This window comes from Citricoccus sp. NPDC055426, assembly GCF_040677445.1.
Taxonomy (GTDB): Bacteria; Actinomycetota; Actinomycetes; order Actinomycetales; family Micrococcaceae; genus Citricoccus.
This window is the reverse complement of the sequence record NZ_JBFARZ010000001.1, coordinates 55,802-68,691: the sequence shown is the minus strand read 5'-3', so window position 1 is coordinate 68,691 and position 12,890 is coordinate 55,802. Positions and strand designations below refer to the sequence as shown.

General features: G+C 68.7%; 10 protein-coding genes and 2 tRNA genes. 11 read left to right on the top strand and 1 reads right to left on the bottom strand.

The window, feature by feature from the left end; all coding sequences use genetic code 11:
- Positions 1-410 precede the first annotated feature (410 nt).
- The 9 genes from dnaN (at position 411) to AB0K08_RS00275 (ending at position 9,890) form a co-directional block, all read left to right on the top strand.
- Entirely contained in the window at positions 411-1,541 is a 1,131-nt protein-coding gene (gene dnaN / locus AB0K08_RS00315) for a DNA polymerase III subunit beta (RefSeq protein WP_363350487.1), read from the top strand.
- Positions 1,542-1,571: 30 nt separating this feature from the next.
- Positions 1,572-2,726, top strand: coding sequence for a DNA replication/repair protein RecF (gene recF / locus AB0K08_RS00310; protein WP_363350485.1), 1,155 nt, complete (start codon positions 1,572-1,574; stop codon positions 2,724-2,726).
- A 10-nt stretch (positions 2,727-2,736) separates the two neighbouring features.
- Positions 2,737-3,330, top strand: a complete 594-nt coding sequence (locus AB0K08_RS00305; RefSeq protein WP_363350483.1) for a DciA family protein — start codon at positions 2,737-2,739, stop codon at positions 3,328-3,330.
- 376 nt (positions 3,331-3,706) lie between these two features.
- Positions 3,707-5,851, top strand: coding sequence for a DNA topoisomerase (ATP-hydrolyzing) subunit B (gene gyrB, locus AB0K08_RS00300; RefSeq protein WP_363351812.1), 2,145 nt, complete (start codon positions 3,707-3,709; stop codon positions 5,849-5,851).
- A 236-nt stretch (positions 5,852-6,087) separates the two neighbouring features.
- A complete protein-coding gene (gene gyrA / locus AB0K08_RS00295) occupies positions 6,088-8,727 on the top strand; it encodes a DNA gyrase subunit A (RefSeq protein WP_363351810.1) in 2,640 nt (879 codons plus the stop codon).
- The gene (locus AB0K08_RS00290; RefSeq protein ID WP_363350481.1) at positions 8,727-9,320 is read left to right on the top strand and encodes a DUF3566 domain-containing protein; all 594 of its coding nucleotides are present in this window, start codon (positions 8,727-8,729) and stop codon (positions 9,318-9,320) included. Before gyrA ends, AB0K08_RS00290 begins: the two co-directional genes overlap by 1 nt.
- Before the next feature lie 199 nt (positions 9,321-9,519).
- Positions 9,520-9,593: transfer RNA gene (locus AB0K08_RS00285), tRNA-Ile, on the top strand.
- Between the two features lie 47 nt (positions 9,594-9,640).
- Entirely contained in the window at positions 9,641-9,808 is a 168-nt protein-coding gene (locus tag AB0K08_RS00280) for a hypothetical protein (protein ID WP_363350479.1), read from the top strand.
- Between the two features lie 9 nt (positions 9,809-9,817).
- Positions 9,818-9,890: transfer RNA gene (locus tag AB0K08_RS00275), tRNA-Ala, on the top strand.
- Positions 9,891-10,027: 137 nt separating this feature from the next.
- Here AB0K08_RS00275 and AB0K08_RS00270 read toward each other — a convergent pair.
- Complete coding sequence (locus tag AB0K08_RS00270; RefSeq protein ID WP_363350477.1) at positions 10,028-10,858, bottom strand: hypothetical protein; 831 nt, start codon at positions 10,856-10,858, stop codon at positions 10,028-10,030.
- Between the two features lie 198 nt (positions 10,859-11,056).
- Here AB0K08_RS00270 and AB0K08_RS00265 point away from each other — a divergent pair, with 198 nt between their 5' ends.
- The gene (locus AB0K08_RS00265; protein WP_363350475.1) at positions 11,057-11,602 is read left to right on the top strand and encodes a peptidylprolyl isomerase; all 546 of its coding nucleotides are present in this window, start codon (positions 11,057-11,059) and stop codon (positions 11,600-11,602) included.
- Between the two features lie 6 nt (positions 11,603-11,608).
- Positions 11,609-12,670 carry a rhomboid family intramembrane serine protease gene (locus AB0K08_RS00260; RefSeq protein ID WP_363350473.1) on the top strand — a complete coding sequence of 354 codons (1,062 nt, stop codon included), beginning with the start codon at positions 11,609-11,611 and terminating at the stop codon, positions 12,668-12,670.
- The last annotated feature ends 220 nt before the right edge of the window (positions 12,671-12,890 follow it).

Below are 12,890 nucleotides of genomic sequence, written 5' to 3'. Positions count from 1 at the left end.
CCCTGAAGTTATGCACGGGCGGTGCACAGCCACCACGGACGGCGTCCACCGCCCGCTCCACAGGCACAATGGCCGAACGGCACGGCTGGATCGGGTTATCCACAGTATCCACAGGACTTATTAACACTACTGATCCCTGTTAAGAATGAATCCCAAGAACATTCACCCCGGGCCCTCACACCACGGCACGAGCTCGACGGACCAACCCCGGGCAACAGCACGCCGAGGCACCGGCCGCCCACATCGACAACCACATCCGAGGGCCAAATGCCAACATTCGTCACCCCGGCGAGTCACGGTAAGCTGACACAGCACACGGCATCGGCGTGTGTACGAAGGATGCCCGGCGGGGGTATCCCAAGGACGTTGACCACCATCACCTGCCGTCTACGAGAAAGGCGGAAACTTCTGTGAAGTTCACCGTTGAGCGAGACATCCTGACGGACGCCGTCTCCTGGACCGCACGCTCCCTGTCCCCTCGCCCCCCGGTGCCGGTGCTCTCCGGTCTGCTGATCACCGCCGAGGACCAGCTGGTCTCCATCGCCGGTTTCGACTACGAGACCTCGGCCCAACTGGAGATCGAGGCGGACATCGAGACGCCCGGGAAGATCCTGGTCTCCGGCCGCCTGCTCAATGACATCGTCCGTTCCCTGCCGGCGGCTCCCGTCACCGTGGAGACGGACGGCACGAAGGTTGTCCTGACCTGCCGCAATTCCCGCTTCGCACTGGCCACCATGCCGGTCGAGGAGTACCCGGCCCTGCCCGAGATGCCCGAGACCGCAGGCACCGTGGACGGCGATGCCTTCGCCCACGCCGTGGCCCAGGTGACGGTGGCGGCCTCCCGGGACGACACCCTGCCGATCCTCACGGCCGTGAAGCTGGAGATCGAGGGCGATCGCATCACCTTCCTGGCCACGGACCGGTACAGGCTGGCCATGAAGGAGCTGAACTGGTCTCCAGCTGACCCGTCCATCTCCACGTCCCTGCTGGTCAAGTCGAAGACGCTGAACGAGGTGGCCAAGTCCTTGGCCGGCGGTGGGGAGCTGCAGCTGCGCCTGCCGAAGGAGTCCGACACCTCGGACCTGGTCGGCTTCGCCTCCGGTGGTCGCCGCACCACGAGCCTGTTGGTGGACGGAGAGTACCCGAAGATCCGGGCCCTGTTCCCCGAGACCAGCCCCATCCACGCCGTGGTGCCCACCGCGCCCCTCGTGGAGGCCGTCAAGCGAGTGGCCCTGGTGGCTGAACGCAACACGGCCGTGCGCATGGTCTTCTCCGACGGGCAGGTGACCCTGGACGCCGGTGCCGGTGACGACGCCTCGGCCAACGAGTCCCTGGACGCCGGGTTGGAGGGTGAGGAGATCACCGTCGCCTTCAACCCCTCCTACCTGGGTGAGGGGCTCAACGTCATCGACTCCCCCTACGTCCGGTTCTCCTTCACCACGGCGCCCAAGCCTGCCCTGATGACGGCGCAGCAGGAGCCGGACGCCCCCGAGCAGGACGACTACCGGTACCTCGTGATGCCGGTGCGCTTGGCCAACTGACCCGTCCGCCCGGACGCCGACGCCTGCCCCGTGTACCTCTCGCACCTCTCCCTGACCCAGTACCGCTCCTATGCCCAGGCCGATCTCGCCCTGGTGCCGGGACCCAACGTGCTGGTGGGATCCAACGGGGTCGGCAAGACGAACATCGTGGAGGCCGTCGGCTACCTGGCCACCCAGGCCTCACACCGGGTCTCCCAGGACACCCCGCTCGTACGCTTCGGGGCCTCACAGGCCATCATCCGGGGTCGGATCCACCGCGGGGAGCGGGCCGTGTCCCTCGAGGTCGAGATCAACCCGGGCAAGTCCAACCGGGCGGCGGTCAACCGTGGCGCCCCACAGCGGGCACGGGACGGCCTCGGACTGCTGCGCTCCGTGCTGTTCGCGCCCGAGGACCTGGCCCTGATCACGGGGGACCCCTCCGTCCGGCGCCGGTTCCTGGACGACCTGGTGGTGCAGCTGCGCCCGGCGCTCGGGGATGCCCGCAGCGACTACGACCGGGTGCTGAAACAACGCAACGCACTGCTGAAGAACGCCAAGCTCTCGGGGACGTGGACCGAGGACCACGGACACACCCTCGCGGTCTGGGACGAACACCTCGCCCGGGCCGGCGCCCGGGTCCTGAACGGCCGGCTCCACGTGCTGCAGATGCTGGCCGGCCCCCTCACCGAGTCCTACACCGCCCTGGCCGAGGGGCGGAAGACCGCCGGGTTCAGCTACGAATCCACGGTGCCCCTGGCCGCGGGCCAACACCAGGAGATCCCGGACGAGCAGACCCTGCACGCGGCGCTGCTGGCCGAGCTCGAGTCCCACCGCAAGCCGGAACGGGACCGGGGGGTCACCCTGGTGGGGCCGCACCGGGATGACCTGGCCCTGACCCTGGGCCCGGCCCCCGTCAAGGGCTACGCCTCCCACGGCGAGACGTGGTCCATGGCCCTCTCCCTCAAACTGGCCAGCTATCAGGTCCTCGTCGCCGATGACCCGGACCCGGACGCCCGCCCCGTGCTGATCCTGGACGACGTGTTCGCGGAGCTCGACGCCGAGCGGCGGAGCCGGCTGGCGGCCCTGACCGCGGGGGCCGAACAACTCCTGGTGACAGCGGCCGTCGCGGGGGACATCCCCGGGGAACTGGACGGCCCCCGGATCGGTGTGGTCCTCGAGGACGAGGGCAGTGAGATCGAGCCGTGAGCTGCGAACCATGAGTGCCGGCAGTGCAGATCGGGGCCCCCTCCCGGAGCGGGAAACATCACCGGACGGCATCGAGGATGAGCCCGATGCCGCCGTCGTGGCCCTGAACCGGGTGCGGCAGGCCGCCGAGTCCCGGGGCGAGGTCCGGAGGCGGAAACCGGCTGCCAGCAATCGCGGCACCGCTGCGGGCACCGCAGGGCCGGGGAGCCCCGGCGGATCCGGCCGGGGCCGGCGCCGTGACCTGGATGCCCGGGACCCCCGGATGGTCGGCGACGTGTTCGGCCGGCTCGTCACCGAACGCGGGTGGTCCTCCCCGGTGGCGGTGGGGTCGGTGCTGTCCCGGTGGGACGAGCTGGTGGGGGCGGACATCGGACTGCACTGCCGGCCTGAGAGCTTTGAGAACGCCGTGGTGACCGTGCGGTGTGACTCCACGGCCTGGGCTACCCAGCTCAAGCTCCTCACCCCGGCCCTGCTGCAGCGCTTCGAGCAGGCCCTCGGACCGGGGATCGTCACGAGTCTTCGGGTCAACGGCCCGGCCGCCCCGTCATGGCGCAAGGGACCCCGGGTGGTCAAGGGCAGGGGGCCCCGGGACACGTACGGCTGACGGGCCCCGGGAGGCGGAGCCCGTCAACGGCGATTTGGCGAACTGGACCCCCAGTGGGTGAACGGGGACCGGATAGTGGCTTCTTCCGTGCATCGGAACGTCGGTTCTGTCTCTTAGAAGGCCTGTTTAATCCCCGGAGTGGCCCGAATGAGGCCGCGAAACGGGGTCCCGGGGGGTAGAATGTGAAGGAAACGTGCCGAAGTGGGATCTCCCCTCGCCCAGCGTGCAGGGGCCCGCGTCGGCACGAGTGTTGTCCAGTCCAGTCCCACCACCAGAGGAGCCGTAGACGCCCGTGGCCGAAGAGAACAACGGCACAGATCAGAGCGGCATTCCGCAGGATCCCGCAGTCGAGAGCTCCGAGCCGGTCGATTCCGGCATGGGAGAGGCAGCGGAGGCGGACACCACCCCCTCCACGCAGATCACCGAGGCCAACCGCAGGGTGGAACACGAGTACGGCGCCGGGGACATCACCGTCCTGGAGGGGCTGGAGGCGGTCCGCAAGCGGCCGGGTATGTACATCGGTTCCACCGGCCCTCGCGGGCTGCACCACCTGGTGTACGAGGTCGTGGACAACTCCGTGGACGAGGCACTTGCCGGGTACTGCGACACCATCCACGTGACCCTGCAGGCTGACGGCGGCGTCCAGGTGCAGGACAACGGCCGCGGCATCCCCGTGGAGATGCACCCCACCGAGGGCCGGCCCACCGTGGAGGTCGTCATGACGATCCTGCACGCCGGCGGCAAGTTCGGCGGGGGCGGCTACGCCGTGTCCGGCGGCCTGCACGGCGTGGGCATCTCCGTCGTGAACGCGCTGTCCTCCCGGGTGCAGACGGAGATCCGGCGCGACGGTGCCGCCTGGCAGATGAACTTCGCCGACGGCGGGATGCCGCAGGGCGAGTTGATCCGGCTCGGGGACACCGAGGAGTCGGGGACCACCCAGACCTTCTACCCGGATGCCGGGATCTTCGACACGGTCGAGTTCGACTTCGAGACCCTGCGGGCCCGCTTCCAGCAGATGGCGTTCCTGAACAAGGGACTGCGGATCACGCTGACGGACGAGCGCTCGATCCAGACCAACGAGATCCAGCAGGACGAGATCGCCGGGGACACCGACGGTGACGGGGTCCCGGGCACCGCGGCGGACCACGCGCTCGAGGCCGAGGCGGACGCCGAGCGCAGTGCGGACGTGATCGGCGAGGAGATGCCCGCGCCGAAGAAGCGGATGGTCGACTACCAGTACGCGAACGGGCTGCTGGACTACGTCCAGCACCTGAACGCGAACAAGAAGGTCGAGATGGTCCACGAGGACGTCATCGCCTTCGAGACCGAGGACACGGACCGCAAGATGGCCGCCGAGGTGGCCATGCAGTGGACCACGGCGTACTCCGAGTCCGTCCACACGTACGCGAACACCATCAACACGCACGAGGGCGGCACCCACGAGGAGGGTTTCCGCGCCGCGCTGACCTCCCTGGTCAACCGCTACGCGCGGGACAAGGAGATCCTGCGCGCCAAGGATGACAACCTCTCCGGGGACGACGTCCGCGAGGGCCTGACCGCCGTGCTCTCGGTCAAGCTCTCCGAGCCGCAGTTCGAGGGGCAGACCAAGACCAAGCTCGGCAACTCCGAGGCCAAGGGCTTCATCCAGAAGATCGTCACCGATCAGCTCGGCGACTGGCTCGAGCGGAACCCCGGCCCGGCCCGGGACATCATCCGCAAGGCCCAGCTGGCCTCCCAGGCCCGCCTGGCCGCCCGCAAGGCCCGGGACAACGCCCGCCGCAAGTCCCCGCTCGAGTCCTTCGGGATGCCCGGAAAGCTCGCGGACTGCTCCTCGAAGAACCCCGTCGAGTGCGAGGTCTACATCGTGGAGGGCGACTCGGCCGGCGGCTCGGCCAAGCAGGGCCGCAACCCCACCACCCAGGCCATCCTGCCGCTGCGCGGCAAGATCCTGAACGTGGAGCGCGCCCGCCTGGACCGCGCCCTGTCCAACGCCGAGGTCCAGTCGATGATCACCGCTTTCGGCACGGGCATCGGCGAGGAATTCGACATCACCAAGCTGCGGTACCACAAGATCGTGTTGATGGCGGATGCCGACGTGGACGGCCAGCACATCACCACGCTGCTGCTGACGGTGCTGTTCCGCTACATGCGCCCGCTGATCGAGAACGGCTTCGTGTTCCTGGCCCAGCCGCCGCTCTACCGCATCAAGTGGTCCAACGCCCCGCACGACTACGTCTTCACGGACGAGGAGCGGGACCAGGCACTCGCCGCCGGCGCGGCGAGGGGCTGGCGTTACCCGAAGGACAACGGCATCCAGCGCTACAAGGGCCTGGGCGAGATGGACTACCAGGAGCTGTGGGACACCACCATGGACCCGGAGCACCGGACCCTGCTGCAGGTCACCATGGACGATGCCGCCGCGGCGGACGAGATCTTCTCCATGCTGATGGGTGAGGACGTCGAGTCACGCCGGAACTTCATCCAGCAGAACGCCAAGGACGTCCGTTTCTTGGATATCTGAGCCGACCCCTCTCCCCGGCGGGCTGCCGCAGGAGGGTGCCGCCCGCGCGTCGGGCCCCTCCGCCGTAGCCCGCCCCCGCCGGAATCCGGCGCCATGACCACACAGAATCGAGGACCACGTCCGTGGCTGACGAACAGAACCCCGAGCACGAGACCGAGAACACGCAGGACGCGCAGGCTGACGGCACCCCGGAGAGGCCCGACGACGGCCTCGCGGCTCCCGGGGGCGAGGCGGCGGTGATCGCCCCGATCCTCACCGAGCACGACAAGGTCGAGCAGGTGGACCTGCAGACCGAGATGAAGCGGTCCTACCTGGACTACGCCATGGCCGTGATCGTGGGCCGGGCGCTGCCGGACGTGCGGGACGGCTTCAAGCCCGTGCATCGCCGCGTGCTGTACGGCATGTTCGACGGCGGTTACCGCCCGGACCGCTCCTTCAACAAGTCCGCCCGCGTGGTGGGCGAGGTGATGGGCACCTACCACCCGCACGGTGACTCCTCGATCTACGACGCCCTCGTGCGCCTGATCCAGGACTGGGTCATGCGGTACCCGCTGGCCCTCGGCCAGGGCAACTTCGGCTCCGCCGGCAATGACGGGGCCGCGGCGATGCGGTACACCGAGACCAAGATGGCCCCGCTGGCCATGGAGATGGTCCGGGACATCGCCGAGGACACGGTCGACTTCCAGGACAACTACGACGGCAAGCAGCAGGAACCCACGGTCATGCCGGCCCGGTTCCCGAACCTGCTGGTCAACGGCTCCTCCGGGATCGCCGTGGGGATGGCGACCAACATCCCCCCGCACAACCTGCACGAGGTGATCGAGGGGGTCCAGTGGTACCTCCAGAACCCCGAGGCCACCCGCGAGGAGCTGCTGGAAGCCCTGATGCAGCGCATCAAGGGGCCGGACTTCCCCAGTGGTGCCCAGATCCTGGGCCGCAAGGGCATCGAGGAGGCCTACCGCACCGGCCGCGGCTCGATCACCATGCGCGCCGTGGTCAACGTGGAGGAGATCCAGAACCGGACCTGCCTGGTGGTCACCGAGCTGCCGTACATGGCCAACCCGGACAACCTCGCGTCCAAGATCGCCGAGATGGTGCGGGACGGCAAGCTCTCGGGGATCGCGGACATGCGGGACGAGACCTCCGGCCGCACGGGCCAGCGCCTGGTCATCGTGCTCAAGCGCGATGCGGTGGCCAAGGTCGTGCTGAACAACCTCTACAAGCACACCCAGCTGCAGGAGAACTTCTCCGCGAACATGCTGGCCCTCGTGGACGGCGTGCCGCGCACCCTGTCCCTCGACGGCTTCATCCACCACTGGGTGATGCACCAGATCGAGGTCATCGTCCGGCGCACCGCCTACCGGAAGAAGAAGGCCGAGGAGCGCGCCCATATCCTGTTGGGCCTGCTCAAGGCCCTGGACATGCTGGACGAGGTCATCGCCACCATCCGGGCCTCCGCCAGCGCGGATGCGGCCCGCGAGGCGCTCATCGCCCTGCTGGACATCGATGAGGCCCAGGCTCAGGCCATCCTCAACATGCAGTTGCGGTCCCTGGCGGCCCTGGAGCGGCAGAAGATCCAGGACGAGTATGAGGAGCTGCAGGCGAAGATCGCCGAGTACAACAAGATCCTGGAGTCCCCGGAACGCCAGCGCGAGGTCGTCTCGGTGGAACTGGCCGAGATCGACCAGAAGTACGGCGACGACCGCCGCTCCGAGATCCTGTACGGCTATGACGGGGACATGTCGATCGAGGACCTCATCCCCGAGGAGGAGATGGTCGTCACCATCACCCGCGGCGGCTACATCAAGCGCACCCGGATCGACAACTACCGCGCCCAGAACCGCGGCGGCAAGGGCGTGCGGGGAGCCACCCTGCGGGAGGACGACGTGGTGGAGCACTTCTTCACCACCTCCACCCACCACTGGATCCTGTTCTTCACCAACCTCGGCCGGGTCTACCGCATCAAGACCTACGAGCTGCTGGAGGCCGGCCGGGACGCCAAGGGCCAGCACGTGGCCAACCTGATGGCCTTCCAGCCCGAGGAACGGATCGCCCAGGTGCTGCCGCTGGCCGATTTCGGCCGCGCACCGTACCTGGCCCTGGCCACCCGGGCGGGGCTCGTGAAGAAGACCCTGTTGGCGGACTACGACACCAATCGCAGTGCCGGGGTGATCGCCATCCGGCTGCGCGAGGGCGACGAGGTGGTCTCCGCCCAGCTCGTCTCGGAGGAGGACGACCTGATCCTGATCTCCAAGAACGGGCAGTCCCTGCGGTTCAACGCCACCAACGAGGCGCTGCGTCCCATGGGACGCGCCACCTCCGGGGTGACGGGGATGAAGTTCCGCCCGGGTGACGAGCTGCTGACGGCCGACGTGATCCGGGAGGACGCCTTCGTCTTCACCGTCACGGACGGCGGCTACGCCAAGCGCTCCTCCGTGGACGAGTACCGCGTGCAGAACCGTGGCGGGCTGGGCATCAAGGTCGGCAACTTCGTGGAGGACCGCGGGGAGCTCACCGGAGGACTCGTGGTGGAGGAAGGCGACGAGGTGCTGGTGGTGATGAACTCCGGCAAGGTCGTCCGCTCCGCCGTGGCCGGGGTCCCGGCCAAGGGCCGCAACACCATGGGCGTGATCTTCGCCAAGCCGGACAAGAAGGACCAGATCATCGCGGTCACCCTCAACAACGAGAAACAGCTCAACGGCGCGGCCGCCGAGAACGAGGACGGCGCTGAAGGGGATGACACCGGGGGTGAAGTACCCTTGGACACTGAGACGGCCGCCCCCGCCAGTTCGGAGGGGGCCGACACGACCGTGACAGCCACCGAATCCGCACCGGTCGAATCCGATCCGGATGCGGAGAGTGACGGAGGACAGTAGTGAGCACATCCGGAACACCCCGCTCCGGAGGACAGCGCCCGGCCGGCGGTTCCGCGGCCAAGGGAGCCGCGCCCCGCGGACCGCAGCAGCGCACCTCGAGCCAGGGTGCCCGTCAGGGCAGTCCGCGCTCACAGGGTCCCCGCCCCACGGGCAACGGACCGGCCCGGCCCCAGCGGCCGGCCCAGCGTCCCACCCAGCAGGGACTCGTCCGCCCGGCGCCCAAGGCCAAGGTCCGCAAGGCCCGGCTCCTGGTCTCCAAGGTGGATCCCTGGTCGGTGCTGAAGATGGCGTTCCTGTTGTCCGTGGCCCTGGGGATCGTGACGGTGGTGGGAGCCGTGGTGCTCTGGACCGTCATGGACCTCACGGGGATCTTCGACCAGGTCAACGACCTGCTCGCCCAGGTGCTCGGCTCCGAGGGGGGCTCGTTCACCGTCCAGCAGTTGATCTCGCTGGGTCAGGTGGCGTCCTTCGCCACCATCATCGCCGTGGTCAACGTGGTGCTGTTGACGGCGCTGAGCATGCTCGCCGCCGTGCTGTACAACATCTCCTCCACCCTCGTGGGCGGCATCGGCGTCACCCTCACCGACGACTGATCCTCTCGCTTTGAGGGCGATCCCACCGGTGGGATCGCCCTCAAAGTGACGGAGGCGGGGCCCGGAGGCCGGGGTGCAGGCAGGGGGACCCGAGCGGCCGAGGCGACCTCGAACGGGCCGATTTTGACGGTCGGCCGGGCTGGGGTAATGTTGATTCTCGTTCCGAGGATGCGATGACATCGCGTTTCTCGAGACATGAGGGCGTATAGCTCAGGCGGTTAGAGCGCTTCGCTGATAACGAAGAGGTCCCAAGTTCAAGTCTTGGTACGCCCACCCACGCAGTTCCCCCATCCGGCCGTTCGGCCGGGGAAGGTGGCACCATGAAGCCGGTAGTACGACTGGCCGTCGTGGCAGCCGGCATCGCCGCTGTGCTGGGAGTCCGCTCGTGGCGTGAGAACGAGCGCGGCAAGCAGGTCTGGAGCTCGGCCACGGATGCGCTGGACAGCCCGGGCACCCCACGCGAGAATCAGGCTGGACCGGATAACTGAAGATCCCTCGGGGGCATGGCGCAATTGGTAGCGCACCTGCTTTGCAAGCAGGGGGTTAGGGGTTCGAGTCCCCTTGCCTCCACCGAACGAAAGGGCCCGGGACACCATCAGGTGTCCCGGGCCCTTTCGGCTGCCCACCGCCCCGGTGTGTGAACCCGGGACAGTGGACAGGCCCGGGGCCGTCAGCTCCGGTGCCCGGTCAGCTGACGGCCCGCGAGCTCACTCCGCCGACTTCGGGGCGGGGATGCCCTGGACTTTCTCCTCGGCGCCGTCCACGCTGTCCACGGTGGCGTTGCCGGCGGCGACGCTGGGCGCCGGGGTTCCGGCCGCGGGGGCCACGGGCGCGGAGGGGGCCTCGGCGGTCAGGTCGGGATCGGTGCCGGTGCTGGCGGCCGGTGCGGGAGCGGCCGGCTTCGGGAGGGGGGCCGGGGCCGGGGTCTTCCACGGATCCTCGACCGGCTTCGTCAGCTGCCAGACGGCGACGGCGGCCGCGCCGGCCGCCACGATGACACCGGCCACGAGCCAGCCCTTGCCACCCTTGTTGGACTTCTTGGCCTGCTTCTTCAGCTGCTTCTCGGCGGCCGAGGCGTACTGCTCGGCGGCCTTCCGCAGCTTCTTGACGGCCTTCTTGTCACCGGTGATGTTGATGAGGGCGTTCTCCACGGCCGGGGAGATCTTGGCGCCGTGGGCGGCCTTGGAGGCCTGGCCAGCGACACCGGCCAGGCGGGCGGAGGCGGCGGGGAGATAGTCATGCTCCACCTTGCTGCGCGCCTGATCGAGGGCCGGTGACAGCCGATCGAGCTGGGCCTGGACCTGGGGGGAGACCTTCTCCACGGCGTCGGAGAACGCGGAATTGGCCTGGGCCAGGCCGGCCTTCACCTGCGGGGCCAGCATCTCGCCGGCCATCCTGCCCTGAACCTTGCCCTCGCCCAGGCCCCGCTCCGCCCAGGCCAGTGCGGCCTCGACCTTCGGTGCGGCCCAATGGGCGGCGTGGTCCACGCCGGCGTTGAAGCGGTCCTCAATGCTCGGAACAGTCGTCTTCTTGCTCATCTGAACCTCCATGACGTGCGGCTGTGCACTGGTTTGTGCCGGCATCCCACCGGTCAGCCGGTCCTGCCCCTAGCCTACGGGTTCCACGCCCGCACGGCACGGCGGTCCCTGGCGCCGTGATTCGGCCCTGCGCGAAGTCACCGCCCCGACTGCCGCCCTGCGGGTCCGGCGGCCAGCTGGGATGGAAGAATGACGTCCATGACTGCCATCGCAACCCACATTGCCACCATCAAGACCACCGCCGGGGACATCGTCGTAGAGCTCTACGGCAACCACGCCCCGAAGACCGTGAAGAACTTCGTCGGCCTGTCCACCGGCGAGCAGGAGTGGAAGCACCCGGAGACCGGGGAGACCCACAACGGCACCCCGCTGTACAACGGGACCGTGTTCCACCGCATCATCAAGGACTTCATGATCCAGGGCGGCGATCCGCTGGGCCAGGGCTTCGGTGGCCCCGGCTACCAGTTCGACGACGAGATCAGCCCCGACCTGGACTTCGCGAGCCCCTACAAGCTGGCCATGGCCAACGCCGGCCTCCAGAACGGCCGCGGCACCAACGGCTCCCAGTTCTTCATCACCACGGTGCCGACCACGTGGCTGCAGGGCAAGCACACCATCTTCGGCGAGGTGAAGGACGAGGCCTCGAAGAAGATCGTGGACACCCTGAACTCCGTGGCCACGGACGGCCGGGACAAGCCCCACGAGGCGGTCTCCATCGAGTCCATCGAGATCAAGGAAGCCTGAGTCTCCTTGTCCCACCAGACCTCGGGCGGTCCGGGCGGCGGGGCGGATCGGCCGTTGCCGGTCTGTCCCCGCCACCCGGACCGCCCTTCGTTCATCCGCTGCCAGCGGTGCGGGCAGCCCACCTGCACCGAATGCCAGCGGCCGGCCGCCGTCGGGATCCATTGTGTGGACTGCGTGGCCGGGCGCGGGCCGGTGACACCCGGCGGCGCCCCGTCCACCGTCCAGTACCCCGGGCACGACGCCGGCCCGGCCGGGTTCCGGCCCGGTGTCACCGAGGCGGCCGGTGCCCAGGCCGGTTGGGGCCCTCCGGCCCCGGCCCCCTCGAGGGCGCCTCGGGGACCGGTGTCCCGGGCCGGCCGACCGTGGGTGACGTGGACCATGATCGGGCTGTGCGTGGTGATGTACGCCCTGCAGTGGGTCACCTCTGGCCAGCGGGTGGGCGTCACCGAGCAGTTCTTCTACGCGGGCCTGTTCACCTCCGCCGTGGAGATGGAACCGTGGCGCATGCTGACCTCGGCGTTCCTGCATTCCCTGGGCAACCCGCTGCACATCGTGCTGAACCTGTACACGTTGTGGCTCATGGGCCGCATCCTCGAACCCGTCCTCGGCTGGCCCCGCTTCCTGGCGCTGTACCTGATCTCCGCGTTCGGCGGCTCGGTGGCGGTGCTGTTGCTGTCCAACCCGTACATCCCCGTGGTCGGCGCCTCGGGGGCCGTGTACGGGCTCTTCGCAGCCCTGTTCATCGTGATGCGCAAGACCGGTGGCAACGTCACCGGGATCGCGGCGTTGATCGGCATCAACCTGGTGATCTCCTTCGTCCCCGGGGCCAACATCTCCTGGCAGGGCCACGTGGGCGGGCTGGTGGCCGGTGCGGCCTGTGCCGCAGCACTGGCGTACCTGCCCCGGCGCCAGCACGGGCCGGGATGGTCCGCCCGGGTGACGGGACGGGCCGCCACCGTCCAGTGGGTGGCCCTGGGCGCCGTCCTGGTGGTGCTGGTGGTCCTGACGGTGATCGGTGTGGCGCGGCTGGATGAGCCCACCCTGATCCAGAGCTCGTTGGACCGGTAGCGGCACACTCCCGCCGGATCCACCCCGGATCCACGCCGGAGGCACCCCGATCCCGGAGGGATCCCCGGCGACACGGACTCGTGAGGGGCCGGCCCCTGGCCGGCCGCACCTCACGGGTCCTTCGTGTCTGGAGGGGTGCTTATCCACAGGGTTTTCCACGGATGTGGATGGAATGACACGGTTGTCATTCGACCGCAGAGTTATCCACAGGGGTTATCCA